The 25,177-nt window shown below is 42.4% G+C and carries 24 protein-coding genes, 1 pseudogene and 2 riboswitches; of the genes and pseudogenes, 21 read left to right on the top strand and 4 right to left on the bottom strand.

The genetic code is table 11. The features are described 5' to 3' along the window. Positions 1–185: 185 nt before the first annotated feature. Entirely contained in the window at positions 186–1,274 is a 1,089-nt protein-coding gene (locus tag ACYQ3Q_RS13600) for an FUSC family protein (RefSeq protein ID WP_459929084.1), read from the bottom strand. Positions 1,275–1,548: 274 nt separating this feature from the next. Here ACYQ3Q_RS13600 and trkA point away from each other — a divergent pair, with 274 nt between their 5' ends. Together trkA and ACYQ3Q_RS13590 are read left to right on the top strand one after the other, a co-directional pair. Then, positions 1,549–2,880 carry a Trk system potassium transporter TrkA gene (trkA, locus tag ACYQ3Q_RS13595; RefSeq protein WP_459929083.1) on the top strand — a complete coding sequence of 444 codons (1,332 nt, stop codon included), beginning with the start codon at positions 1,549–1,551 and terminating at the stop codon, positions 2,878–2,880. Positions 2,881–2,894: 14 nt separating this feature from the next. Next, positions 2,895–4,346: a TrkH family potassium uptake protein gene (locus ACYQ3Q_RS13590; RefSeq protein WP_459929082.1), complete on the top strand. Its 1,452-nt coding sequence runs from the start codon at positions 2,895–2,897 to the stop codon at positions 4,344–4,346. A gap of 379 nt (positions 4,347–4,725) precedes the next feature. On the opposite strand, the gene ACYQ3Q_RS13585 is transcribed toward ACYQ3Q_RS13590, so the two are convergent. Further along, on the bottom strand, positions 4,726–5,250 hold the full coding sequence (locus tag ACYQ3Q_RS13585; protein WP_459929081.1) for a cytochrome c3 family protein: 525 nt from the start codon (positions 5,248–5,250) through the stop codon (positions 4,726–4,728). A gap of 278 nt (positions 5,251–5,528) precedes the next feature. On the opposite strand from ACYQ3Q_RS13585, the gene ACYQ3Q_RS13580 reads away from it, so the two are divergent. The 12 genes from ACYQ3Q_RS13580 (at position 5,529) to ACYQ3Q_RS13525 (ending at position 16,909) form a co-directional block, all read left to right on the top strand. Continuing rightward, positions 5,529–5,849, top strand: a complete 321-nt coding sequence (locus ACYQ3Q_RS13580; protein ID WP_459929080.1) for a RidA family protein — start codon at positions 5,529–5,531, stop codon at positions 5,847–5,849. Between the two features lie 47 nt (positions 5,850–5,896). Continuing rightward, positions 5,897–6,976, top strand: coding sequence for an SLAC1 family transporter (locus ACYQ3Q_RS13575; RefSeq protein ID WP_459929079.1), 1,080 nt, complete (start codon positions 5,897–5,899; stop codon positions 6,974–6,976). 90 nt (positions 6,977–7,066) lie between these two features. After that, positions 7,067–7,699, top strand: coding sequence for a hypothetical protein (locus tag ACYQ3Q_RS13570; RefSeq protein WP_459929078.1), 633 nt, complete (start codon positions 7,067–7,069; stop codon positions 7,697–7,699). 38 nt (positions 7,700–7,737) lie between these two features. Then, positions 7,738–8,328 (top strand): DsbA family oxidoreductase, encoded by a 591-nt coding sequence (locus tag ACYQ3Q_RS13565; protein WP_459929077.1) that lies wholly within the window; start codon positions 7,738–7,740, stop codon positions 8,326–8,328. Positions 8,329–8,379: 51 nt separating this feature from the next. Then, a complete protein-coding gene (locus ACYQ3Q_RS13560; RefSeq protein WP_459929076.1) occupies positions 8,380–9,084 on the top strand; it encodes a sulfite reductase subunit beta (hemoprotein) in 705 nt (234 codons plus the stop codon). A 91-nt stretch (positions 9,085–9,175) separates the two neighbouring features. After that, positions 9,176–9,829 carry a futalosine hydrolase gene (locus ACYQ3Q_RS13555; protein WP_459929075.1) on the top strand — a complete coding sequence of 218 codons (654 nt, stop codon included), beginning with the start codon at positions 9,176–9,178 and terminating at the stop codon, positions 9,827–9,829. Then, positions 9,826–10,668 carry a 1,4-dihydroxy-6-naphtoate synthase gene (locus ACYQ3Q_RS13550; protein ID WP_459929074.1) on the top strand — a complete coding sequence of 281 codons (843 nt, stop codon included), beginning with the start codon at positions 9,826–9,828 and terminating at the stop codon, positions 10,666–10,668. The genes ACYQ3Q_RS13555 and ACYQ3Q_RS13550 overlap by 4 nt, the downstream gene beginning before the upstream one ends. 83 nt (positions 10,669–10,751) lie before the next feature. After that, positions 10,752–11,645, top strand: coding sequence for a uroporphyrinogen decarboxylase family protein (locus ACYQ3Q_RS13545; RefSeq protein ID WP_459929073.1), 894 nt, complete (start codon positions 10,752–10,754; stop codon positions 11,643–11,645). Between the two features lie 293 nt (positions 11,646–11,938). Further along, a complete protein-coding gene (locus tag ACYQ3Q_RS13540; RefSeq protein ID WP_459929072.1) occupies positions 11,939–13,243 on the top strand; it encodes a phenylacetate--CoA ligase family protein in 1,305 nt (434 codons plus the stop codon). Between the two features lie 189 nt (positions 13,244–13,432). Next, positions 13,433–14,302: a GNAT family N-acetyltransferase gene (locus ACYQ3Q_RS13535; protein ID WP_459929071.1), complete on the top strand. Its 870-nt coding sequence runs from the start codon at positions 13,433–13,435 to the stop codon at positions 14,300–14,302. A gap of 78 nt (positions 14,303–14,380) precedes the next feature. Further along, the gene (locus ACYQ3Q_RS13530) at positions 14,381–15,220 is read left to right on the top strand and encodes an NRDE family protein (protein ID WP_459929070.1); all 840 of its coding nucleotides are present in this window, start codon (positions 14,381–14,383) and stop codon (positions 15,218–15,220) included. 114 nt (positions 15,221–15,334) lie between these two features. Continuing rightward, positions 15,335–16,909: an ASKHA domain-containing protein gene (locus tag ACYQ3Q_RS13525; protein ID WP_459929069.1), complete on the top strand. Its 1,575-nt coding sequence runs from the start codon at positions 15,335–15,337 to the stop codon at positions 16,907–16,909. 27 nt (positions 16,910–16,936) lie between these two features. Here ACYQ3Q_RS13525 and ACYQ3Q_RS13520 read toward each other — a convergent pair. Continuing rightward, a pseudogene (locus tag ACYQ3Q_RS13520) lies at positions 16,937–17,728 on the bottom strand (cache domain-containing protein); the annotation flags it as partial. On the opposite strand from ACYQ3Q_RS13520, the gene ACYQ3Q_RS13515 reads away from it, so the two are divergent. Then, complete coding sequence (locus ACYQ3Q_RS13515; RefSeq protein ID WP_459929068.1) at positions 17,655–17,867, top strand: methyl-accepting chemotaxis protein; 213 nt, start codon at positions 17,655–17,657, stop codon at positions 17,865–17,867. The pseudogene ACYQ3Q_RS13520 and the gene ACYQ3Q_RS13515 overlap by 74 nt on opposite strands. Before the next feature lie 169 nt (positions 17,868–18,036). Here ACYQ3Q_RS13515 and ACYQ3Q_RS13510 read toward each other — a convergent pair whose 3' ends face one another. After that, entirely contained in the window at positions 18,037–18,444 is a 408-nt protein-coding gene (locus ACYQ3Q_RS13510; protein ID WP_459929067.1) for a hypothetical protein, read from the bottom strand. Between the two features lie 171 nt (positions 18,445–18,615). On the opposite strand from ACYQ3Q_RS13510, the gene ACYQ3Q_RS13505 reads away from it, so the two are divergent. From ACYQ3Q_RS13505 to ACYQ3Q_RS13480, 6 genes are all read left to right on the top strand, one after another. Beyond that, on the top strand, positions 18,616–18,882 hold the full coding sequence (locus ACYQ3Q_RS13505; RefSeq protein WP_459929066.1) for a hypothetical protein: 267 nt from the start codon (positions 18,616–18,618) through the stop codon (positions 18,880–18,882). A 473-nt stretch (positions 18,883–19,355) separates the two neighbouring features. Next, complete coding sequence (locus tag ACYQ3Q_RS13500; RefSeq protein ID WP_459929065.1) at positions 19,356–20,321, top strand: HlyD family secretion protein; 966 nt, start codon at positions 19,356–19,358, stop codon at positions 20,319–20,321. A 15-nt stretch (positions 20,322–20,336) separates the two neighbouring features. After that, the gene (locus tag ACYQ3Q_RS13495; protein WP_459929064.1) at positions 20,337–20,990 is read left to right on the top strand and encodes an HlyD family secretion protein; all 654 of its coding nucleotides are present in this window, start codon (positions 20,337–20,339) and stop codon (positions 20,988–20,990) included. 15 nt (positions 20,991–21,005) lie between these two features. Next, positions 21,006–22,637, top strand: coding sequence for a DHA2 family efflux MFS transporter permease subunit (locus ACYQ3Q_RS13490; RefSeq protein ID WP_459929063.1), 1,632 nt, complete (start codon positions 21,006–21,008; stop codon positions 22,635–22,637). After that, positions 22,600–23,061: a MarR family winged helix-turn-helix transcriptional regulator gene (locus tag ACYQ3Q_RS13485; protein WP_459929062.1), complete on the top strand. Its 462-nt coding sequence runs from the start codon at positions 22,600–22,602 to the stop codon at positions 23,059–23,061. Before ACYQ3Q_RS13490 ends, ACYQ3Q_RS13485 begins: the two co-directional genes overlap by 38 nt. A gap of 77 nt (positions 23,062–23,138) precedes the next feature. Next, a riboswitch (purine riboswitch) is annotated at positions 23,139–23,240 on the top strand. 379 nt (positions 23,241–23,619) lie between these two features. Beyond that, positions 23,620–24,783, top strand: a complete 1,164-nt coding sequence (locus tag ACYQ3Q_RS13480; RefSeq protein WP_459929061.1) for a pyridoxal-phosphate-dependent aminotransferase family protein — start codon at positions 23,620–23,622, stop codon at positions 24,781–24,783. Positions 24,784–25,064: 281 nt separating this feature from the next. Further along, positions 25,065–25,166: riboswitch (purine riboswitch) on the top strand. Positions 25,167–25,177: the final 11 nt, after the last annotated feature.

Raw genomic sequence — 25,177 nt, 5'->3', positions numbered from 1 at the left:
TTTAAGGTTGAACGAACCATCAATATGGTAGTGAACTGCTTTGTTATGGTCTTGAGATCATAGTTAGGTAACATGCTATGTGTATTGGTGCTAAGGTAGATCATTACGTGCTCTTACATTTTAAAATTATATGAGGCGACCTGCTTCAGGGGCAAGGTCGCCTTCTTGTTTATATTATCTAACGATTAGGCATGCCTATTTTTCTGCTTTAAGTTATACTGTTTATCAATCAGATTGAGCACCGTTTTGGTACGGCGCTCCGCCCAGCGCAGCTCTGTGGCAACAACCGATACTTCCATTAAGGCTCGTAAATAAAAAACTCCACTCACCTGCCGGTTCCATTCGTCAATAGCCTTATCAAATGATTCCCAGTAGGAAATGTCATCTGTATAGAATCCACTACGTTTCTTTTCAGTAAGGCTAAGGCGGAGAGCGTGAATCAGTTCAGTCAGTTTTCCGTGTCCAACCGACAAGACATCCATGATTCCTTGGAATTGTTCAGTGATTTCTTGGAGTTCAGCCTCGGAGTACGTCGTTTGTCTGCGTTCGACCCGTTGAGCCGTCATCTGAGTGATGCTTTGACCACGTTCAATAAAGCCTCGACAAATCTCCATGAGCCTCTCGATTATGGGAGGATTGTCTTCAATGGTTATCTCTTCACGAGCATGCTCGTATAGAATCGTTAGATCATCAAGTTGGATGATGAGTTCTTGGGGGTCAGATTTTTGGTAGGAGGTTAAGGATCCGGCTTGGATGAAGGTGTGAAGACTTTCTAAGAAAAACGCAGATGAGTTGAAGAGAAGTGATCGAAGGGCATCGAGGAGTTTGGTTTTATATCTGGGTGGAGCTAAAACCCGATTGATTAGCAAGGCTACCCCAAGTCCTACAAAGATACTAAGAGACCGGGAGAGGGCATGGATGAGGAAGGATTCCGGAGGAGAGTCAAGGATGAAAATGATTGAAACTATTCCTAAGACAATGCCGCCGGACCAACCGATCCAGTTACAGATAAGAATAAGGACAATGACAATAGCTCCGATGGATATTGGATTAGCGCCAATGAGAATGCCAATGAATAATGCCAAGGTTGCGGATAGCAGATGTACACCAATTTGTTGCCAGGCGTTATTCAGAGATTGACTGACAGAAGGTTGCATATTTACAACTGCAGTGATCGCAGCAAAGGAAGCAGGTTCGATGTGAAAAAGGTTACATATAAAGAGTGTGGTTGTTACAGCTATTCCTGTTTTGATGGTGCGTGCCCCAATAAACACTAAAATTCCTACTTTCAGACTTTCTTATACTAGGCAGAAATTTACTTTCTGAACTTAAAAGTGTCACTAAGAGTTTATCATAAAGTATGTTTTAATGTAATCCAAGCTATTCTTTGAACGGGACAAATCTGTAAAATAATATTATAATTTGACAAATATATGTATCAGACTTATAAAATAAAGGAATTACCCTAAAGATTGCCGAATAGCAGAATGTTATTCATGATAGAGTGGTCCCATTAGTCAATTGGTGGAAGGGAGAAAATAAAAGTCTATGCGTATCGTGATTGTAGGAGCTGGAAAAGTAGGATTTAGTTTGGCCCAGCGCTTATCCGAAGAGGGACATGAAATTACCGTGATTGAGCAGGATGAGGAGCGACGTCTCATCGTTCAAAATAGCTTGGATGTAATGACGATCAGCGGTAACGGTGCTAGTCCGCAATTTTTGGCAGATTTTGATTTGGTAAATGCTGATTTAATGGTTGCAGTGACGGATCGGGATGAAGTTAATATGATTGCCTGCATGGCCGCCAGACAAGCAGGAATACCTCGAACCATTGCTCGTGTAAGAAATCAGGAATATGCAGGGAAAAATCAGCTGGAATTTAATAAAGCCTTAGGCATTGATCTAACCATTAATCCGGAAATGGTAACAGCCATTGAAATTAGTCGTATTCTTCTCACACCAGCTGCTTTGGATGTTGAAGATTTCGGGGACGGGAAAGTGCGTTTATTGGAAGTTCGGATCAGAGCGCAGTCTCCCTTCGTCAATATTCAGCTTAAGAGATTAACATTGCCAGACCGAATACTTGTGGTAGGGATCCTGCGTCAGAACCGAATGATCATACCTAATGGTACGGATTGTTTACTACCTGAGGACAGTGTCTTCTTTGTCGGAGCACAGGAATCGATTGAAGAATTCAGCGAACAATTCGCTGAAAGGAAAACCAAGATTCAACGGGTGATGATCATTGGTGCAGGTCGCATCGGGAGACATCTGGCCAAGATTCTTGATGATGTTGGAATGTCAATTAAAGTTATCGAGAAAAGTCGAGAGCGTTGCAACGAATTGGCCAAGAGTATTGACAAAGGACTCGTGCTTTGTGGGGATGGTACAGATATTGACCTCCTAATCGAAGAGGGAGTTGGAGAAACGGATGCGGTAGTTTGTTTAACAAGTGACGATAAGTTGAATTTGTTGCTGGCCCTTTTAGCTAAGGATCTAGGAACTCAAAAGACGATTGTCCGAGTGGGTCGTGCCGAATATATGTCTCTCATGGGTAAGGTGGGAGTCGATGTTATACTTTCGCCGAGACTCTTAACTGCGGGAGTTATTCTGCGTCAAGTTCGCGCTGGTGAGGTTGTAGCAGTATCGCTGCTGGAAGGCGCTAAAGCAGAGGCGATGGAAATCGTGGTCTCTGCCAAGTCTTCGATTATCGGTCGTAAACTAAAAGATGCTAGGATTCCTAGCAATATGTTGATCGGTGCTTTATTGCGTGGAGATGAGTTAATTATTCCTAATGGATATACTATTCTCCAACCAGGCGACCGCGTCGTAATCTTTACTTTGCCAAGTTCCATTAAAAAAATTAGTAAAATCTTTTAAGGTAGGGCTCTGTAATGAACTATTCATTAGTCGAAGATATCCTTGGCCGTCTTATGCTTGCTTATGCAACTTTCATGGGCGCTCCATTATTAGTTTCATTGATCTGGAAGGAAGGAAGCGTGCCTGCGTTTCTCCTCTCCATCATCGTAACCCTGGTTTTAGGGATCAGCCTAGTGGCACATGGTAAGAAAGACGGACGAATGGGTTTAAGGGAAGGATTTGTCATTGTAGCCGGTGCTTGGATACTGACGGGCATAACAGGAGCTTTACCTTATGTTTTGAGTGGAGCTGTGCCTACCTATCTTGACGGCTTGTTTGAAACTGTTTCTGGTTTAACCACAACAGGGGCGAGTGTTATTGACAATGTTGAAATCCTCTCTAAGAGCATTCTCCTTTGGCGCAGTATGACCCAGTGGCTTGGGGGTATGGGGATTATAGTGTTGTTTATTGTCTTTCTGCCAAACATGACAGGCGCAGTTCATCTATTTAATGCAGAAGTTCCCGGGCCAATTTCCGAACGTGTTCTTCCCAGAATCCGCGATAATGCTCTAAAACTCTGGCAAATATACTTTGGTTTTACAGTTTTGCAAATCATTCTCCTAATACTTGTGGGTATGACTTGGTTTGATGCTATCAATCATTCCTTTACAACGATGGCGACTGGAGGCTTTTCTACGAAAGGTGCCAGTATTATGTACTATGATAATTTGGGGATTGAACTGATAGTCGTTATTTTTATGATTATTGCTGGAGGAAACTTTGGCCTTTATTACCTGGCTTGGCGCTCAGGGGTAAAAAAGATTCTTAAAGATGTGGAGTTTCAATTCTATCTGCTAATTATTGCAGTCTCAACGCTTACAATTACCTTGAGCTTGTGGTGGACGATGGGTACTGGGGTTGGCAATTCACTGCGGCAGGCGCTCTTTCAGGTTGCTTCGATTATGACCACAACGGGGTACGCTTCTGCTGACTTTAATCAGTGGCCTTCTGTAAGCAAGTTCATCCTATTATGCCTGATGTTTATCGGTGGAAGTGCAGGATCTACTGCTGGTGGAATAAAAGTTTCTCGAATTATCCTACTGTTTAAACTAGGTTGGGCTGAGTTGAAAAGGGCAATCCACCCAAAAGCAGTTATTAACGTACGCTTTGCGAAAAGGTCAGTTGATCCTCTTGTTTTAAATACCGTGGCTGTTTTCTTCTTTCTCTTTCTCAGTATTTTTGCCTTTGCAACTCTTCTTATTACTGCTACTGGCTTAGAACCATTTGATGCAATGAGTGCGGTGGTTACCACCTTGGGGAATGTAGGTCCAGGATTTGGGGTGGTTGGTCCGATGACCACGTTTTCTTCCATTAACGCCTTTGGAGAAAGCGTTCTTATTCTTTGCATGTTGCTTGGTCGATTGGAGCTCTTTACCTTGCTGGTACTCATTCAGCCAGAGTTCTGGCGTAGCCGCAAAGGGTGGTAGGGTGTGTTCCACTTATTAAGGTGTTAGAGTTTAGTGGGAGGAGGAAGAGAAGAATGATCGTGATCCGTAAAGCCGAAGAGTGATTTTGAACAAATATGGACTATTTTGCAAGAAATTTTTAAAAAGGGAGAGACTTATGCGTTACAAATCAAGTAGCAGTTGAATTATGGAAAAAATGTGGGTTCGAGATTGTTGGTACACTTCCCAAAGCATTTAATCACAAGGAGAAAGGACTAGTAGATGCGTTTGTGATGCATCAGTGGTTGAGTCAGTGATAAGGGGATGAGGATATTGGATTCTCTTTCAGTAATAAAGCCTTTGCTTGGATTAACCAAGTAAAGGCTAATAATTTTAGATGCTTAAGATCATCTTGCCAGTTTCACTGGTTTGTTGAGTCTTTACTATGCCCCACATTCTGATGACACGTAAGACACGAAGTTTTATTCTTTAAAATTTCGGCATGCGGAAACCTGGGCGCAAGAGCTCCGGAAGTTAGGAGAAGATTCTTGGCTTTGGGATACTCGCCACTGGTATGGCAAGAAATACAAGCTTCAGGATTTAACTTTGCCTCTAACTTGTTAGGAACTTGGTTCGTAACATGCAAATATACTTCCTTTAATCCGCCAACTTTACGCTTAACATAACCAATTGTGCCAGGATCGGCGTGACATCTTAAGCAAGTAACATCTTTATGTTTCCCCTGAGACCATGAGGTTACAGAAGGACTAATTTGATGACAACTTGCGCAAAAATTTGGTTGGGAGGTGTAGTGCATTCCTGCATAGGCTATTATCCCTAGCAGTACCACTGCCAAAGTTGAATAAATAACGACTTTTCTTATCTTTCTACTGGGCACGTCATGTTGTTCTTCACGGAATTTTTCAGCATCGTTAGAAGATGACAAAGCACTCAGCTCCTTATTCCCGTAATAATTTCTTAAATCTACACCAAATAAGTAGTTAACGAACTTATAGTTCCCTCATTCTTCGCAATATATAATCAAGATGGAAAATAATAAGAAGGAATTTAATTTTGCGAAGCTTAGAAGGATAAGATAGTCCTCTGTTGAATTCTGCTGAGTAGGGTATTTTTTGAAATAACAAAACAATTTATGCTAGAGATTTAAAGGAGGTAGCAAATAAATGCCACGAAACTCTTACAACGCTGACGGAGCAGTAGCGATTGGCCTCTATTCCCAATGCTGTCGAATCGGGTGATACGATATACCTTTCCGGACAAACCCCTATCGATTCCACGACCGGAAAACTGGTCACCGGGGATATAATCGCCCAAACTGAACAATGTTTTGAGAATTTATTCAATGTCCTGTCTGCAGCGGGGTTAACACCGGATAATGTGATAAAAGTTAATGTCTTTTTAACAGATATGAGTAATTTTAAGGCCATGAATTCAGTCTATGCAAAGCAATTTTTGTCCCCTTATCCCGCCCGTACCACAATTGGGGTAGCATCGTTGCCGCTAGTCGGCCCAAGTGGAAATTGAAATGATCGCTAAAAGAGGAGCCTCATAAGAGAAAGGAATATGACAGCATGGTTGAGCGACACGCCATCAAATATTTAGCACCAGGATGGTTTGCAGTGATCATGGGCACAGGAGGTCTTGCCAATATCTTAAATCAATGGCAAAAAGTCTTTCCTGCAGCACATCTTCTGAGTTTACTGTTTGCTACTTTGGCGGGTGCCCTTTATTTTCTGGTTCTTGGCCCTTGGATTATTCGCTGGATAGCGTTTTTTGAGTATGCACGTAGGGACCTCCACCATCCAGTGACTAGTAATTTTTTTGTGACAATGCCCGTGGCTACCATTATCCTCGGAACGAATATCTATACTATTTGGAGTGACTATTTGGGAGGTCTGCTCACCTTTCAGCTGACAACCTTTGCTTGGGTGATCGGAATTGTGGGGGTAACCTTTTTTTCGTTCTACACAACCTTCAGGATTATACAGGTAGAAGTGGCACCCCAGCCAGAAACTACAAATTTCTCTTGGATAATGGCCCCGATTGCTAATATGGCCACCTTGTTGTTAGGAAATCTTGTTTTAAATATGAGTTTTAACTTTGAGCCGACCTGGAGCATGTCTATTTTAATTGTGAACATTGTGATGTTTGGTATAGGCTTCTTTTTATTTCTATTTATCAGTGCAATAATTTTTGTTCGCTTAGCGCAATATCCTCTACCCCCAGCCGAATTGACCCCTTCTTTTGGAATCCTGTTGAGTGCAGTGGGGCTGGCTGTTATTGCTATTATCGATACTGCAAAAAGTGCACAAAACCTCGGAGTGGTGGACTACGTAGACCTGGCTTATCTAGGGGCAGCGATCATATGGGGTTTTGGTGTTTGGGTTATCGGAATCATAGGGATGATTTCTTTTTATCATTACCGAAGAGGAGGAATTCCATTTAGTTTAGGCTGGTGGGCATTTATCTTTCCCTTGGCCGCCTATACCATCGCGAGCCAAAAAGTTGCGACAATTTTCTCGACGCCATTAACCTATTGGTTCAGTGCAATTTTAACCTTACTTCTTATGTTTCTTTGGCTCTACGTATTTATTAATACAGTAAAAGGGGTATTAAGTGGTAAACTTTTCATAGGAAGTCCGATTTTTTGAACAAACAAAAAAAATAGCCAATTAGCGATTTAAATAAAAATACGATATGATTGTTACTATTAAAGCAGATCTCGAAAGGCGTGAATTATAATGGCAGTTAAGGCGCAGCGAATTTATGTCGAAGAGTGGAATCCATCAGAGGAACAAATCAATCGGATTTTCCCGATTGAAGACTTGAAATCAGAAATAGGCCGGGACCCAGGTATCAAGGTGTTTCGTGACGATGAAATAAGATTAGAATATCCCAGTCAATATAATATTTCTGTACAAGCAAGAGCACATAATTTATCACTTGTGCAATTATTACAAGAGTACTATACCACTCATCGTGATAGTCCCGAGTTAGCAGGTTTGTTAGGGATCCAAATACCACAGATCATGTGGGTCGACACCTTAGGATATGAAGAAAAGATTATCAGTCTGCATGTTTCTAAGCTGAACAAACAGGAGCTGTTCATCAATGATATCGTCTTAGTCAAAAATGAGGACTTTGATCTATTAAGTGACACTGTGATGGATACTGTTCTGAATAATTTGCGAGGATTTGCCAAGGAACAAGGGGCAAAGTACTTATCAGGGTATGCTGCTAATTACACGACTTTGAATCTCTTGAAAAGTAAGGGCTTTAAGGACGATATGCGAGAACATATGGGAAACGATTATTTATTTAGAATAGCCGCTATCAGTGGTGAACAGTGGCCCTTCTATGATGAATTGATCTAAGTAAGCATTCTTTACTTTCCGGCATTGGAGGAAAAGTTATGACAAATAAGATAACAATCTTTTCAGATTTTTTATGACCCTTTTGCATGATTGGGAAAGTCCCACTTGACCAGTTGGCCAAGGACAAAGCTATCTTGATTGAATGGAAATCCTTTGAGTTAAGGCCGGAGGGTCTGGAAATTCCTGAGAAGTCACCGAACTATCTGGCCCAAGCGAAATTAGGTGTGGAAGCGTTAGGCCGAAAGTATGGTCTGCAAATGACCTTCAATGAGAAAAGCAAACACTCTAGAATGGCCTTAGAAGGGGCTAAATTTGCGGAAGACCATGGGTGTGGCAATGAGTATCATGATGCAGTTTTTGCCGCTCAATTTCAAGAGCAAAAAAACATCAACGATCAGAATGTTCTGACTGAGATAGCGGTAAAGATCGGGCTAGATCAAGAAGAATTCAGGAAGGCACTCGTCTCTAAACAATATGAAAAGTCAGTTTTACAGGATATTTCCGAAGCACATGAATTAGGTATCCAAGGTGTTCCGTATTATATTGTGAACGGTCGCACAGCCTATGGGGTTCAGAGCTATGAGGCTTTAGAGAAACTCCTGGTGAGTGACGGTCTATCGCTGAAATAGACTCCCTAGAAAAGAGTAAAAAAGGAGTATGGGCAGAGGAGAGTTTGAGAGATGGAATTGACGGATGAACAGAAAAAATCTCTTTTAGGTCAGGGATATATTGCGTCTGAAGATGGGGTGTATTTTGCCTGTAGGGTTTTAGTCCCTGCAGGTAAAATGACTGCCCAAGCAGCGCGCAAGATTTCCGAAGTAAGTGAGAAATATGGCAGAGGTCACTTTAGTTTAACCCAAAGGCTTAACGTTGAAATTCCTTGGATACAGTATCGAGATTTGGATAATATTACAAGGGAACTCAATGAAGTAGGCCTAGCTATTGGAGGCACAGGTTTAAGGGTTAGACCAGTACTTACCTGTAAAGGGACAGTTTGTAAAAGAGGATTACTGGACACTGATGCACTAGCTCAAATGATCGATGAACGCTTCTATAATGGGTATTACAAAGTAATGCTACCTAATAAATTAAGAATTATTGTTAGTGGGTGTAGTAATAGCTGTTCAAAGCCTCAAATTGGATGCATTGGCTTGCAAGGCAGAAACCCAAATCAACTGGCGATTAGCTTGGGGGGAATGTTTGGCAAAGATCACGTTATGGGAAGAGAGTTACCAGGGCTTTATTCGAGCAATGATGCCCTTGCTATGATCGATAAAGCGATTGCATATTATCGAGACAACGGTCTTAAAGGGGAACGATTTGCCATGATGATCGAGCGAATTGGCTTTGAAGTCCTAGTGAACTTTCTATGTGGAAAACCCTGAGATTTGTGGCGTGGACAGGTCCCGTTGACGTGCTTATGCACTCTCTTTACAATAGGGCTTTAGCAGTGAAGTCATGAGGGGAGTATGATATATGTACTTTAATAAGCATGTTCTTGTGATAACCGCCGTCTCTGCTGAGAGGGATGCAGTGTTACGTGGTCTAAAAGGGGATACAAGATTTGTGGTCTTGGCAGCAGGTGTCGGTTCGGTCATTGCAGCAGTTAACACAGTCAAAGCGTTAGCTAGTGCAGAGTACGGTTTGGTTATTTGTGCAGGAATTGGGGGAGGCTTCTCTGGTAAAGCTGAGGTGGGTTCACTCGTGGTGGCGACTGAGATCATCGCAGCCGACTTGGGGGCTGAAACTTCAGAGGGATTTTGTAGTTTAGATGAGTTGGGATTCGGTTTCACACGTGTTCAAATTGAGGCTAACCTAGTAAACCGCCTTACCCGAGCTCTGCACGAAGCAAGATTATCCGTTAGTACAGGCCCGGTACTCACGGTATCAACCGTCACCGGTACTGCAGCGAGTAGCGCAGAACTGGCGGCTAGAGTGCCGGGAGCCGCTGCTGAAGCAATGGAGGGGTATGGTGTCGGACTGGCGGCCCAGGATCTAGGGTTGCCGGTTCTGGAGATTCGCGCGATCTCAAACATGGTAGGTCCGCGTGATCGCTCCGCTTGGCGAATTAAAGAGGCACTAGATGTGCTGGAAGCTGCGAGCGCAGTCTTGACGGAGGTACTAGTATGAAAATTGCATTCTCTCCTTGTCCCAATGACACGTTTGTTTTTCACGCCTGGGTACACGGACTAATACCTGGTGCACCTCAGCTTGATGTAACTTACGCGGATATCGACATCACGAATACTTTGGCAGCCGGTTCCGATGGACCAGATGTTGTTAAGATCTCCTATGCAGCATTACCGTGGGTCTTGTCCGAGTATGCACTTTTGCCCTGTGGAGGTGCCTTGGGTAAGGGCTGTGGACCGCTGGTGCTTACTTCAGACAAAATAGGTAGTAACAATGATCCGGCAAGGTTACGGAACACACGAGTGGCGGTTCCGAGTGAACGATCTACCGCATACTTACTTTTTCGGTTATGGGCAGCTCAACATGTGCCAGGGGGAGTGGGCGAAATAGTAATTTTGCCGTTTCACGAGATTATGCCGGCGGTACGTGACGGTTTGGTTGATGCTGGGCTTGTGATTCACGAGGCACGCTTTACCTATCCTTCATTTGGGCTAACCCTCTTAGCGGACTTAGGAAATTGGTGGGAGAAAGATACTAATCTACCAATTCCACTGGGCGCGATCATTGCTCGACGGTCGCTAGACCTATCGGCAATCTCTGGCTGGATTCAGGCATCGGTCAAGTATGCCTGGGCTAACCCAGATGAATCGAAAGAGTACATTCTCCGGCATAGCCAAGAGTTGTCCACTGAAGTGACAAAAGCACACATAAAACTTTACGTCAATGAATTCACCGAGAATATAGGTGAGACAGGGTATAACGCGGTATCAACCTTGTTAAACAGGGCTTCGCAAGAAGGGCTAGTGCCTAAAGTAAATTTGAAAGCACTATATTTGTAGATTAAACCGAAGAAACAGAAATTGCCATCTTGAAAAAGATGGCAATTTTCAAGTTACTTAAAAAGAAAAAAAGGAAGAGTACGATGACGAAAATCGAGAGAATACTGGCTGCTACACGCTTTGAGTGGGTGGATCGAATACCTAAAGGGGAGTTTTATCTTGAAGATGGATTTGTAAGCAAGTTATTAGGGCATAAGGAAAAGGTGAGGTTTGAAGACAGGGTGAAGGCTTGTGAAGTCTGTGGGCTAGATGCGTTAGCTTTTTCACCTTCCTCCTCGCAACCTGACAAAGCACTGGTTTGGGAAGATCTTAAACGATGGAGAAAAGAGACTGATTTTTTTATTTTTGCTATTATCGACGGTCCCTTTCAGGGTACTGCTAAGCTCTTCTCTTCCTTTACGGATTATCTGCTGGCAATTGCTCGTCACGACCCGGTAATTCCTGAGCTCGTGACTAAGGCAATTGCTGAGAATATTGCCCTGGGCTTAAATGCCCTAGTTTCTGGGGCAAATGGAATCATTATAGCGGACGATATAGCCTATCAGGGTGGTACGTTTATTTCCCCTACTGCTCTCCGCCAAGACTTTTTTCCTGGCCTTAAGGACCAGGTTGATGTGTTACGGGCTCAAAACGCTCCAGTTTTCTTCCATGCCGATGGGAATTTGCTCCCGGTCTTAAGCGATCTTGTTACTTCGGGTATTGACGGTATGCATTCCCTGGATTTTTCTTCCCTTGCCAATATAGCCAAGGCCAAAGTAATCACTGAAAAGAGCCTTTGTTTAATGGGCGGCTATGATCTAGGGTGGTTTGGCGAAGAAAAGCGGCAGGAAAGAGCGCAGGAATTATTAGCAGTGACTTCCAAGGGTGGAGGATATATCTTTGGCACTAGTGCAGGAATAATCGGGAGTGATCTCTCGGTAAAAGAGGTTTTGGATGTCTATCAATATGTACAGAGCTATGAGCTAAAAGAACTATAAAGAGAACGGGCAGAGAAGCCTAGACAAATTAACAATACTTCGTTAGAATAGAACATGTAGAATTGCCTGTGAGTTGTTTCACAGGCATGTAGTAAGGAAAAATGGGTAGCGTGGGTTTTTTTGAAGAAGTATGACCCACTAAAGTAGGAGTCTGACGATTGAATGAAGGATGGTAGAATATGAAACATTTAGCGGCTGTGCTAATGTAGCTATCCTTTTGTGGTAGCTATTTTTATTTTTTTAATGGTTATAGAGATATACCCCAATTTTCTGAAGAGAAAGGTTGGTTTAGCGTGATCTGGAATATTGAGCAAGAATGTATGAGCCGTAGCCGTTTAGAAGAAATACAACTAGAGCGTCTAAAGTGGACAGTCAATAGAGTGTACAACAAGGTACCTCATTATAGGGGTAAATTTGAGAAATTAGGGATTACCCCTGAGAAGATCAAATCTTTAGCTGACCTCAAGCAGTTACCATTTACGACTAAAGAAGATTTAAGGAGCAACTATCCTTTTGGTCTATTTGCTGCCCCTCAGAGAGAAATAGTGCGGGTGCATGCTTCATCAGGTACCACCGGTCGTCCCGTGGTTGTTGGCTATACGGCAAATGATCTCAATACCTGGACTGATCTTACTGCCCGGATGGTAACATTGGCTGGAGTGACCTCTGAAGATGTTGCTCAGATTGCCTTTAACTATGGTTTGTTCACTGGAGGATTTGGCCTCCATTATGGATTGGAAAGAGCCGGTGCCCTCGTGGTCCCCGTTTCAGGAGGGAATACCGAACGACAACTCATGTTAATGCAGGATTTTGGCACAACTGTGCTGATTTCAACGCCTAGCTATTCCTTGTATATAGCAGAAGTTGCGGAGAAGATGGGTATAGATATTTCCTCTTTGAAATTGAAGATCGGGCTGTTCGGTGGTGAACCTTGGACAGAGGAAATGCGTAGGGAGATCGAGTCAAGGCTTCACATTCTTGCCACGGATAATTACGGCCTAAGTGAAGTCATGGGGCCGGGCGTAGCCGGAGAATGCACCTACAAATGTGGTCATCACATTGCAGAGGACCATTTCATCATTGAGACGATTGATCCTGATACCGGTGAAGTGCTCGAACCAGGGCAAGAAGGGGAGTTAGTCTTTACTTCTTTGACCAAAGAAGCCTTTCCAGTAATTCGGTTTAGGACCAAGGATATTTCTTGTATTAACCAGGAACCCTGTCAATGTGGTCGGACTACTGCTCGAATGAGAAAAGTTGTCGGTCGCACGGATGACATGCTTATCATTCGTGGGGTCAATGTTTTTCCCTCTCAAATTGAAAGCGTCCTGATGACCATAGAAGGGATCAGTCCTTATTATGTGATCAATGTCCATAGGCGCAACTTCCTCGACGAATTGGAAGTCTTGGTGGAACTAAACCGCGAAGACCTACTCGAGCCTTATTCTAAACTGGAAGACTTCTCGGGATACATCCGTCAGAAGCTCCACAGTGTCCTTTCTATAAATGTGCGTTTGAAAATTGTCCAGCCAGGAACCTTGGAGCGAAGTGCTGGAAAAGCTAAACGGGTCTTTGATTATCGTGACCAACCAACGTAATGGTCAAGGGTCACTTGTATAAAAGTCCTTGTTCCTCAGGGGACAGGGCCTTTTTATGTACTAGTCAGAAAGTATAGCTTTTGGTTGTATACTTTCTTTCAATATCTTTTTCCAAGTAAACACTGTTCGATGACGCAAAAAAACTTTATACTACAGTTGGATGTAACTTTTTGGAGGCAATTGCAGAGCATGACGATAAAAGCTTACCACAGCCTAAGTGAGAGGGTTCTCAATGAGGTACTGAACCTAGAGAATGTTTGTCTTGATTATGATAATCTCAAAGGGAGTCTTTTTTTAGATCCTTCCTTAAACTTTGATCAGACTATTAATAGTTTTCACCTTTACTATAAAAAAGGTGAGTTGATAAGCATGATATCCATGTTCATCCCGACAAGGCAAGAGGCGGAGATTTCGGCTTATACTCTGCCTAAGTTTAGAGAAAATGGCTATTTCAAGGCGTTATTAGCGAATGCTGTGGAGGAATTAAGGAAATTTCAGATTCCGGACATCCTGTTTGTCTGTGAAAAACCCTCGATTTCGGGTAAAAAGGTCCTCGCAGCTCTCAATGCTGAGTATGAACATACTGAATATTTCATGAGATTCAATAAGTCGAGATATGCAGCAAGAGAGACGTATCGTTTGTTATGGCGAAAAGCAGAACTCAAGGACCTTGAAAAAACAATTACAACCAGCATGAGGATTTTCGATGATAGTTACGAAGATGCTAAGAGCTTGTTGGAAAAGTGTTTCGAATCGGAAACTCGCGAACAGCATCTAGTCTTCTTAAACGATGAGATCGTTGGGATTGGTTCAGCAAATATAGAAGGAGAAGACGTGTCGATATTTGGTCTGGGGCTGATCCCTGAATATCGGGGCCAGGGATACGGAAATGAGCTGCTCCACCTAATCATAGACGATTTATTGCAAAGAGGAAGAACAGATCTCACGATTGAGGTCAATAGTGAGAATGCAAATGCCTTAGGACTATACCAAAAAACAGGTTTTTATATCGAGGTTGCTTATGAGTATCACCGTAAAAAAGTTTGCGAAATAAGGTAACTCTTTGTCGAGAGGTTCCTTCCCATCGGAAAAATTTCGGAGCAAAATTTGTAACGCGATCACATATGTAGTGCTCAGATGATTGCAGGGAATCTCAAGAAAGAGAGTGAGGCATATTTTTGGGAGAGTGAAAGGGAACGTGGACTTATGTGTTTGATCATTTTTGCGTATGACTGCCACCCGCACTATCGCTTAATACTAGCAGCTAATAGGGATGAGTATTTTCATCGACCGACAGAGCCTGCTCAATTCTGGCAGTCTAACCCTCGTGTCTTAGCAGGTAGAGATTTAGAGATGCTGGGAACCTGGATGGGAATAACGCGTTCAGGCCGTTTTGCAGCACTGACAAACTTTCGAGATCCCTTAGCACAGATTACGAATGCGAAATCTAGAGGAACGTTAGTCAGTGGTTTCTTATGCATGAATGAATACCCAATCAGATACCTACAAGAAGTCGAACTTAGCCGAGATCTCTATAATCCGTTTAATCTCTTAGTGGGCGATTTATCGAATCTAATGTATTATTGTCATCAAACCTCGGAAGTTAAGGTACTCAAGCCTAAGATATATGGTCTTAGTAATCATCGTCTTGATACTCCTTGGCCTAAAGTCCAAAAAAGCAAACAAGCTTTAGCAAATTACATAGACAATAAAACCTTGATCGAATCTCAAGCACTCTTTGAAATCTTAGCAGATGATAAAATGGCTCAGGATCGCGAATTGCCGGATACTGGAATTAGTTATGAGTTCGAGAAACTGCTATCCTCAATCTTTATTCAAGGAACTGATTATGGAACTAGGTCTTCGACGGTTCTATTCATTGATCGCGACGATCGTGTGACCTTTAAAGAGAGAAGTTTTAATCAAAGTCCAAAAAACTTTGTTGAAGTTTGTTATGAGTTTGACTTACAAAAGTAAAACCAACTGAACTCCTTCGTATAGCCTTCATAACTTCAGATAGCTATTTCCTAAATAGCGGCAGTATGGAAATACGAAGGTCAAAGAACAAATAATTATAAAGAAGGTACTGCGATGTCAAACAAGAATCAGAAGCCTGTGATCCTAGCGGAGCAGGTTCAATCTTCTCTTGCTAATCTGGAGCCACTCTCTAGGAAAGTATTCTTGTCTCTTAAACCACCTAGCCCACAAGATAACCGAGCGGATGTCGACCAAGTGCGCCATACGCTGGAGCGAAGCTACGGCTTGGTCAGTGTGCCTCTAGCACTTATGCCAAGGATACCGGGCATATGCCGGAGCGCCAATTGGCAGATCACAGCCACCTTGGGAGATACTGGACAAGGTTGGACCTTAATTGATATAGAGCCTGGAGATACTACCCAAGAGCACTTCGGGCTGGCTATAGACATTGGAACGACAACTGTGGTTGTGTACTTAATTAATCTCTGTGATGGCACAGTTCTTAGGCATGCCGCAGACTATAATGACCAAATTGTTATGGGTGAGGATATTTTGACCCGCATTCGTCATGCCGCAGAACTTGACGGTTTAGCAAGGCTACAGAAAGCGGTTTTGGATACCTTAAATCGATTGATCAAGCGTCTTTACCCGCTTACTAGCAAAACAAGTAAAATTACCGCTGCAGCTATCGGGGCCAATACGACTATGATTCATCTCTTGCTAGGTCTGGACCCAGCTTCTATTTGCCGCGCTCCCTATACTCCAGTCGTTAACAGTCCAGGAATAATTTCGGCCAGAGAAATAGGACTTGAGATTCACCCCTCAGCCCCAGTCTATTGCCTGCCTAGTATCGGAAGTTATCTTGGTGGAGACGTCATAGGGGGAATATTAGTCAGTGGTATGCATCAACAGTCGGACATTTCCCTGTTTGTGGACATTGGCACGAATGGGGAGATCGTACTAGGGAATGAAGAGTGGCTTGTCGCTTGTGCCGGAGCAGCTGGGCCCGCTCTAGAAGGTGGGGTTACAACCTATGGAATGCGAGCAGAACCAGGAGCGGTAGATCATGTTTCCATAGATCCGAAGACTGGCTGGGTGGACTATTCGACCGTCGGCAAACTCCCTGCCCGAGGTATCTGTGGCTCGGGTTTGGTGGACACACTTGCCGAACTTTTCCTTAACGGCTTCATTAATCGATCTGCTCGTTTTCAGAACGGTCAGCAGGAATTTGTCGTCGTCCCTGCCCATAAAACTGCCTCAGGGGAGGACATTGTTATCTCCCAAGTCGATATTAACAATTTCATGGCTACGAAAGGGGCGGTCAACGCGGCTACGGATCTATTAATGGAAAATGTCGGCTGTGCTTGGCAAGAAATTAGCCATTTCTATGCAGCTGGAGCGTTTGGGCAGTATTTGCCCATCGAGTCAGCCGTTACCATCGGTCTCTACCCGGACCTTCCGCGTTCAGCGATCGTACGCCTAGGCAATAGTTCAGGTGAAGCAGCTCGCCAAGTGCTCCTATCTCGTACCAAGCGACTGGAAGCAGAAGGGATCGCAGGGAAGGTGACTTATTTCGAGCTGAATGCTAATTCCACATTCATGGACAAGTTCAGTGGCAGTAAATTTCTTCCTCATACCGACTTAGATCGTTATCCTAGTGTCAAAAGACGTTTGCAAACTCGAACCTAACCCTAGTAAATCCTCTTGCTTATCAAATCATAGGATCTCACTTACTATGGCAGACCAGTTTTTGCCTTTATAGGCATTATAGCCACGAGTATGAGCATAGCCGTAAATTTTAGCACCCGATGTATCCTTTTCAAATAGATATCCGTAGGTTTCTCCACTTATCGCAAGTTGGGCAGCCTTAAGATGCTTTAAATTCTCTGACAGAATACCCTTGCGGTTTCGGCAGGCAATCACCTAGCCAGAGTTGTTAATAATAAATATGTCCCCGTTCTTCCCAATGCGAGCGGAATCGATAATGTCGTAGATATAGTCCCAGTTGAATCGTGTAGAAAAATACCCCAATACTTGGCCTTCATCACTAAGGATAGGGCAGGTATAAGCGACAGTATGTGACGTACCAACCGTCGAATAGTATAGATCACTTACCGATATAGCGTTTTCAGCCTTGGCAATTATAAACCAGTTTCTATCCGCCATATTCTGACCAATGAGTTCCTTGTGTACACCAGCAGCAACGATTGTGCCTTCAGTATCCAGTACATAAAGATCATGATAGACTTCATAAATGTCAACCAATTTCTTTAAGAGCGTATTAGCTATCGAGGCGCGATCAGAAGCGGTTGTACTAAAGCAGTTCTTTACTTTATCAAAACCAGCCCAAGCTTGAGCGTCACAATTACGTTCAAATAGGTTCCGATCGATCTTATCAATCGTGTCATAGGCCACATCGGCCATTCGTACTGCCATGACTTCGTTTGCTTTGCTTTGGATGTTTTCGATAATTTTTGTACTTTCTTTAGTTGAAGCTAAGCTAATCCTGCTCAGTGAACTCAAAGATGCGAATCAAGAAATGGGTCAGGTCATTGAATCCATCCGACAAATAGCCCAGCACACAAACCTTCTGTCACTAAATTCAGCGATTGAGGCGGCTAGAGCAGGTGAAGCGGGTCGCGGATAATGGATGTATCGATAACTAGATTTTCTTTTGAGATGACGATTCACCTCTAAATCAAAAATGACCTACCTGAAATTCAGGTAGGCCTCGTTGCCAATTCTTTAATCATTATATGATAGACGTAGGGAATTGCAAGTGATTTCTTTTTAACTGGACAAGTATTTTTGCACGATTAATTCTGGTATTCCGAATCCGGTACTTCAAACGATAAATTGCTAAAGGTTAGTACATCGTTGAATTCGATAAAGTTGTAGTGGTTTGTTTGAGCTTTTTCCATAAGGAGAGATATGGGGGTCGTTGTTAGGATTACATCCTTAGGCTGCAGTAATTGTTCTATTAGACCGAAATGCTGAGGGTTAAAGCGGATAGCAATGTGAACTTCATTTTCCCAAGCTACTTGGAGGACATAGGCATCCTGTAGTTCCGTTGCAAACCAATGATAGGTATATCCTGAAAGACCGGACTGGTTGACAGCCCTGACTTGTTCACTAAATTCTTTAACGTATAAAATCAGCACATCACGGCCATTTTCAAGTTTGCCACAGGCAGATTGTTCAGGTGAATAAGCTTGAGTAAACATCGAACTCCCCCAATTCATCAATTCCGAGACTCCCACTCTTATCCCTTAGAGTCACTTGCCACTTCTAGCTAGTCAATCATGTTGTAATTATAGACCATTTGCCAAATAGAATAAAGTAAACTATAAAGGAAAAAACATCACTAAGCTGAAATGCGGAAAGAAGGAAAATTAATGGATAACCCTTGTGGAATGACGAAGGCTAATGTCTATGAGAACTCTGAAGTGAACGGGGTCCCTGTTTATTATGGTGCCGGAGTTAACCCCGTTAATTCCCCGGCTCAGTTTTTCGTAGCTTGGGGCAAGGGGGTTCTTGCCGATGGGTTGATCCATACCTTTAACAGTCAATCTGATGACCAAGGGGCATTATGGTTTATTGATGAGGATGAGGCTGAGGCCCAATATATCAGGATACAAAAGCTCTTAGCAGGCAGAGCATAGACAAACATCTGCGCTCGCAAGCGCAGATGCCAATAATGCCTGATTAATTTACCACCTACGACGTCGACGTCCCCACCGTGGAAATGGAACAATGACTAGCCAACCGGGAAATCTACGCCAAAAACGTCTACGACGCCTGCGATTCCATCCGTCCATATAAGTCGCTCCTCTCAAGAGAATAATACTATTTCAAAGTAATTTGAACGACATAAGCGATAACAAATCCTTAATTCCATTATATGGAATTAAGGATTTGTCTGGTTCCTACATTATTCTGTTGGGGCTCATTTAATATTTAAGGGGCGCTTTTTTTTAGCCCTCCTGTCGTTGTGAGGCACAATCAGTTAATAAAAATGGGGAAGAAAATAATTCGGATATAGGTATTGACATAGCTGCTAAATAGCAGTAAATTAAATCGTGCTCTAATGTACGTATGCGAACAATTCTTATACAAACATAAAAGGGGGATTGTAATGAAAAGAATGGTGGTAATTTTATTAGTTATGGGTGTTGCACTTACAGGCTGTAATAATGTGAGTCAAAAGATTGAAGCTGATAACGTTGTTCAGGTTAGTAAACCTGTGTTTGTTATGGCAGGAATCATCGACGCTAACGAAAAAGCTCAGATTACAACTAAACTATCTGCAAAAGTTGCTGAAATCCCAGTTGAAGTAGGAGCAGAAGTGAAAAAAGGCGATACGATAATTGTTTTAGACACAAAAGATATTGAAGCTCAAGTAGCACAGGCTCAGGCAAGTGTGAATATTACTCAGGCTAACTTAATTAAAATGCAGGCTGGAGCGCGACCAGAGCAGATAGCTCAGGCACAGTCAGTCTTGGATAGTGCTAAAGTTAATTATACTAATTCCAAAAATAGTTTTGATCGAAACCAACAACTTTTATCTGCTGGAGTAATATCCCAAGTTCAATTTGAAACAAGTCAGACACAGTTAGCAGCGGCACAGGCACAGTACAATTCGGCCCAAGACCAGCTAAATTTATTAATCAAGGGAGAAACACAAGAATCTCTGAATGTCTTGCAAGCACAAGTCGCCCAATCCCAAGCTGCTTTAGAGCTTGCCAAAACTCAGTTAGTTAATGGAACGATTGTATCTCCGGTCTCTGGAATAGTTAGTGTAAAAAATATCAATGTTGGAGAATTAGCCTCTCCGGGGGCCATCCTACTTTCTGTTGTGAATGTTGACTCGTCGTATATTAAAGCTTCTTTACCTAACGGACTTATGGGAGATGTCAAAATTGGTCAGGAAGTTGTTTGTAAGGTAGCAGATATTCGAGATCAAGAATTTAAGGGGAGAATTTTAGTGATTGATCCTGTTATAGACTCCCGTAGTAGTAGTAGCATAGTAAGAATTATAATAGATAATCCTGATTCGGTATTAAAACCTGGGATGCTGGCTCAAATCGGCATTATTAAATAAGGGCAGGTGGCGAATATGGCTGATAAACGGAAAAAAATAATTTCTATAATACTCACTATCATGGTTGTTGCATTGGCAAGTATTGGAAGCTATTATTGGTATAAAAATTCTTATTTCGTTATAACAGAGGACGCTAGAATTGTGGGTGATCTAGTGAGCGTGAGCCCACAGATTTCTGGGAAGCTTTTGGAGCTTAGTGTTGAAGAGGGAGACAAGGTTATTAAGGATCAGATTCTTGGCCGCCAGGGAATGAGTAATCTTCAGGAGACCAATATAGATCAATCAGTTTTTAGGGCACCTATCGATGGAATGGTTATCAAGAAGCAAGGAACAGTCGGGGAGTTTATTTCTCCAGGCCAGACCGTAGCGATAATTATCGATCCGAATAAGCTTTATATCACCGCTAACATTGAAGAGACAAAGCTGGCTAAGATTAAACAGGGTCAGAAGGTTGATATTACCATTGATCAATTTTCAAATAAGTCGTTTTCCGGGAGTGTAAAGTATGTCGGACAAGCTTCAAATTCTACCTTTGCCCTGCTTCCGTCATCAACGAGCGGGACTTTCACCAAAGTAATTCAAAAGGTCCCTGTAAAAATAGAATTTGATAAAAGCGATACTACATTACTGCCTGGTACGAATGCTGTTGTCAAGATTCATATAAAGTGATGGGGTGGATGGAGCATGACAGGACATGATATTCAGGAAAGTGCAGGTGACAGTTTATATAAGTGGTCTGCCTTGTTTGTTGTTGTTATAGGTACGTTTATGGTAATGTTGGACAGTAGTATTGTGAATATCGCGATTCCTAAAATGATGAATGTTTTTGGTTCTGATTTGGAAGCGATAAAGTGGATATTAACAGGTTACACCCTTACTATGGGTGCTGTAGTACCTATAACAGGCTTCATCAGTGATACGTTTGGGATCAAAAAACTCTTTATTGGGGCATTGGGTTGTTTTACCGTAGGATCTTTTTTATGCGGTTTTGCCTGGAGTACCAATACTATGATTGCTTTTCGAGTAATACAAGCGCTAGGCGGCGGGGCAATCATGCCCGTAGGGATGTCGTACATTATGCAGATATTTCCCATTCATGAACGTGGTAAGGCCTTGGGCTTTTGGGGCATCGCGTCAATGTCCGCACCTGCTATCGGACCTTCATTGGGTGGATATATTATTCAGTATATGGATTGGCGCTTTATTTTCTATGTCAATGTCCCAGTCGGTGTCATAGGCGTTATAGTTGCAACTTTATTACTAAGGGAGACAACCCTGAAACCATACAAGGGGAATTTTGATTATATTGGCTTTATTTCCTCTATTACTGGTATTGTCAGCCTTTTATATGTTTTCGGTGAAGGTAATTCGATTGACTGGGGAAATGTGAAATTTCCACTCATCCTGGCCTTTGGGCTATTCAGTCTTCTCATATTCGTGGTGAATGAATTGACTCATCCAGACCCATTGCTTGAATTACGGGTGTTTAAAATTTATAATTTTACCCTAAGTCAATTTATAACAGGTGCAACGACTTTGGCTTTGATGAGTGGAATGTATGTATTACCTCTATTTTTGCAAAATATAAGAGGGTATACTGCAATGGAAACAGGTTTAATATTATTCCCTTCAGCTATTGCTTCAGGCATGATGATGCCCATAAGTGGCGCGCTTTTTGACAAGTTTGGGGCAAAGGTCGTAACGATTCCAGGGCTTATTGTCGTTGCCTTAGCTACCTATGAAATGTCCATGTTTAACATGAATACCTCTATGGCAACGATTACCTTGATTGCTACTATAAGGGGAATTGGACTTGGCTTTGCAATGATGCCAGTCAATACGGCCGCTATGAATGACGTACCTAGACATCTCTTTGGGAAGGCAACTGCCTTGTCAACGACCATTCGAAGTATCATGAGTGCCTTAGCCATCACATTTATGACGACCATGATCTCTACTAAATCCAGCGATAATTATGCTCGACTTACCGAGCAGATTACCTCTTTTAATCCAGCTTCAAACTCATTATTAAAGGGTTTGCAAGGAATTTATATGAAAAACGGGTTATCTCAAGGGGATGCCCAAGGAACAGCATTGACGACTGTGGGGAGAATGATTTATGCACAGGCCTATCTGGATGCCATGAATTATGTGATTGGCATAACAGTTTTCGCTGTAGTTATTGCTATCATATTGGTTATAATGATGAGGAATAGGAAAAAGACTAAGACTAAGACGATGGAACCCGATAAAAGTCTTGTGAAGGGGGAGGGGTCGAATGGTACAGAAGCCCGAACTGCAACAATCATGGAGTAACCCTTCTGAAAGAGTGGTATTTTTATTTAAATCTATTCACAAAGTATATAGGGATCAACTCTACAAAAAATCAAGGGAATATGGTTTTACTGGACCTCAGATCGGTTTAATTATAGCTCTGCATAAACACCCTTTTTCAAACTTGAATGAGATGAGTGACTTCTTAGGACTATCTAAAAGTACCGTTTCCGGAATTGTGGATCGCTTGGTGGGACAGGGCGTAGTTATTAGAGAAATTCCTGAAAATAATCGGAGAATTGTGCGACTCTCATTATCGCCGGAATGGCAAAAAAATAATGTCTTGCATGAGCTAATGAACAAATATATTACCAACATCCTCAAGAATGCCAGTGAAGAGGAAATGAAAAAAATTATTACCGGATTGGAAATACTATATGCGCTAATCAGCGCAGAAGAAACTTAATTTCGAACGTTCTTTCAATTGCGATAGTAAACGTTCGAAAAAAGTTGACCTCCGTCTAGATTTCTAGTAAAATGTAAGCAGACAAGTGAATATTAGTTCATATAGTAGCAGAGATAAGGTCTGCAAGTTTCTACCGGTCTGCCGTAAATTGTCCGACTATGAGCGAAAATGTACCTAGGGCAACGAGTCCAAGTAACACAGATGGTTATGACTTATCCAGGAAGTCAATATCTGTATTGGGATTATTCCGTTGAGTTAATTGCGATCGGCAAACCCAGGCTGACAGGTTTCTCTCACTTAATCTGAGTAGAATCTGTTCGCTTGGGTTTTCTTTTTGTACACTTAAATCCAGCCTATTCGTTTTAACTGCAATCACTAGTGATAATTCTAGAACATACGGCCTACCAATGAAGGGAGGACATCGAAAGTCGTCGATAATCTAGAGTAAGATAGGCTTAGTCTTGTGAATTCATTGATGCACACTGATAATGAGTGATCAATTAGTGGGATATTGGAAATGCTTAAAATAATGCAATAGTAAATGGAGGAAGAACACTAATGCGTAATAAAGAAATGTTACTAGTCCCAGGGCCAACACCAGTTATAGATGAAATATATGATGCTTTATCCAGTGAGACAATGGGGCACACTGATCCTCGATTTGCCAAGATTTTCAAGAACAGCATAGAGTTAAGTAAGCAAATGTACAACACAGATGGAGAAGTTTTTATTATTGCGGGTTCAGGGACCTTGGCGATGGAAATGGCTATTATCAATACTGTTGCTCCAGGGGAGAAGTTGTTAGTCGTTAGCCATGGCTATTTTGGGGACCGCTTTATTCCATTGGCAAAAGTTTTCGGTATCCAAGTGGAGGCTCTTCAAGCGGAGTGGGGCCAGCAGATCAGCAAGGAATTAGTGGAAGGAAAATTGGCTGAGGGTGGTTTCAAGGCAGTAACCGTGACTCATGTTGACACGTCAACTGGAGTTATGGCAAATGTTGAAGATTTACTTCCGGTTGTTAAAAAAGCAGGTGCGCTCTTTATTCTTGATGGAGTATGTGCTTCTGCTGCCTTAGAAGAGGATATGCAAAAAACATACGGACACCCAGATTACAAGATAGATGTTGTGTTAACCGGCTCCCAGAAAGCGATTGGGGTTCCACCGGGACTTGGAATTGTGGCTTTTGGACCAAAAGCTTTGGCTGCACGTGAAGCGATGCCTTCAGTAATGGGGTATTATACAGATATTAAGAATTGGCTTCCAGTTATGAATGAGCCTGTCAAATACTTTGCTACGCCCCCGGTTAACATGATCTACGCTTTTAATAAGGGCATGGAGATGGTTATGGCCGAAGGACTTGATAGCCGTTATCGTCGCCATTTAGCTTTAGGACGAGCGGTGAGAGCCGGTCTTAAAGTCTATGGCATGAAGCCTCTAGCTGCTGAAGATGTGGCGGCTCCGACCTTAAGTTGTATAATCTATCCTGAGGGTTTAAATGATGCGGAGTTCCGTTCAAAGTTAGCTTCGAAAGGCGTGATCGTGGCTGGGGCTTTAGCTGCTTTAGCTGGTAAGGCTTTCCGAATCGGGCATATGGGCAATGCCACTGAAGAAATGTTTGTTAAAGCACTCGAGCTCGTTGGTAGGACTCTTCAAGAGATGGGGTATGAGGCCAACATCGAAGCTGCAGTCGACGAGTTTAAAGGAATTTATCACTCGTCCTAAAGGAACTTTATTACCACGACTTGAATAACATCAAGACCTTTCTCGTACTATTAGAAATTATCAATTAAGGCGACCGCCGGCGACTGATGTCTTGGCGTTCGCTATGTTTTCTTAAAGAAACAAGGCTGTAAGAATGAACTGGCAGCCTTGTTTTTAAATAATCATGCTAAAGTATAATGATTAGAGAATAAGTTTTTAGATCGAACGATCTACATAAAATAGTAATTAATGTTCGGAAAATGTCTTGACCTCTGTAATTATATCTTGTAGAATAAACTCAAGATCAACAAATGAATAGTGTTCATATAGTAGCAGAGATATGGTCTGCAAGTTTCTACCGGACCACCGTAAATGGTCCGACTATGAGCGAAAGATGTACTAGGGCGTAGTCCTT

Source organism: Desulfosporosinus burensis (assembly GCF_054657535.1).
The sequence above is the reverse complement of the archived record's forward strand: the minus strand, read 5'-3'. Positions and strand labels throughout refer to the sequence as shown.

Bases quoted from the DNA above. Each gene is read 5' to 3' on its own strand.
- ACYQ3Q_RS13560 (WP_459929076.1), top strand. From the start codon at position 8,380: ATGGAATTGACGGATGAACAGAAAAAATCTCTTTTAGGTCAGGGATAT.
- ACYQ3Q_RS13570 (WP_459929078.1), top strand. From the start codon at position 7,067: ATGGCAGTTAAGGCGCAGCGAATTTATGTCGAAGAGTGGAATCCATCA.
- ACYQ3Q_RS13495 (WP_459929064.1), top strand. From the start codon at position 20,337: ATGGCTGATAAACGGAAAAAAATAATTTCTATAATACTCACTATCATG.
- ACYQ3Q_RS13550 (WP_459929074.1), top strand. From the start codon at position 9,826: ATGAAAATTGCATTCTCTCCTTGTCCCAATGACACGTTTGTTTTTCAC.
- ACYQ3Q_RS13535 (WP_459929071.1), top strand. From the start codon at position 13,433: ATGACGATAAAAGCTTACCACAGCCTAAGTGAGAGGGTTCTCAATGAG.
- ACYQ3Q_RS13505 (WP_459929066.1), top strand. From the start codon at position 18,616: ATGGATAACCCTTGTGGAATGACGAAGGCTAATGTCTATGAGAACTCT.
- ACYQ3Q_RS13525 (WP_459929069.1), top strand. From the start codon at position 15,335: ATGTCAAACAAGAATCAGAAGCCTGTGATCCTAGCGGAGCAGGTTCAA.
- trkA (WP_459929083.1), top strand. From the start codon at position 1,549: ATGCGTATCGTGATTGTAGGAGCTGGAAAAGTAGGATTTAGTTTGGCC.
- ACYQ3Q_RS13515 (WP_459929068.1), top strand. From the start codon at position 17,655: ATGACTTCGTTTGCTTTGCTTTGGATGTTTTCGATAATTTTTGTACTT.
- ACYQ3Q_RS13555 (WP_459929075.1), top strand. From the start codon at position 9,176: ATGTACTTTAATAAGCATGTTCTTGTGATAACCGCCGTCTCTGCTGAG.
- ACYQ3Q_RS13545 (WP_459929073.1), top strand. From the start codon at position 10,752: ATGACGAAAATCGAGAGAATACTGGCTGCTACACGCTTTGAGTGGGTG.
- ACYQ3Q_RS13500 (WP_459929065.1), top strand. From the start codon at position 19,356: ATGAAAAGAATGGTGGTAATTTTATTAGTTATGGGTGTTGCACTTACA.
- ACYQ3Q_RS13510 (WP_459929067.1), bottom strand. From the start codon at position 18,444: ATGTTTACTCAAGCTTATTCACCTGAACAATCTGCCTGTGGCAAACTT.
- ACYQ3Q_RS13575 (WP_459929079.1), top strand. From the start codon at position 5,897: ATGGTTGAGCGACACGCCATCAAATATTTAGCACCAGGATGGTTTGCA.
- ACYQ3Q_RS13590 (WP_459929082.1), top strand. From the start codon at position 2,895: ATGAACTATTCATTAGTCGAAGATATCCTTGGCCGTCTTATGCTTGCT.
- ACYQ3Q_RS13530 (WP_459929070.1), top strand. From the start codon at position 14,381: ATGATTGCAGGGAATCTCAAGAAAGAGAGTGAGGCATATTTTTGGGAG.
- ACYQ3Q_RS13485 (WP_459929062.1), top strand. From the start codon at position 22,600: ATGGTACAGAAGCCCGAACTGCAACAATCATGGAGTAACCCTTCTGAA.
- ACYQ3Q_RS13480 (WP_459929061.1), top strand. From the start codon at position 23,620: ATGCGTAATAAAGAAATGTTACTAGTCCCAGGGCCAACACCAGTTATA.
- ACYQ3Q_RS13490 (WP_459929063.1), top strand. From the start codon at position 21,006: ATGACAGGACATGATATTCAGGAAAGTGCAGGTGACAGTTTATATAAG.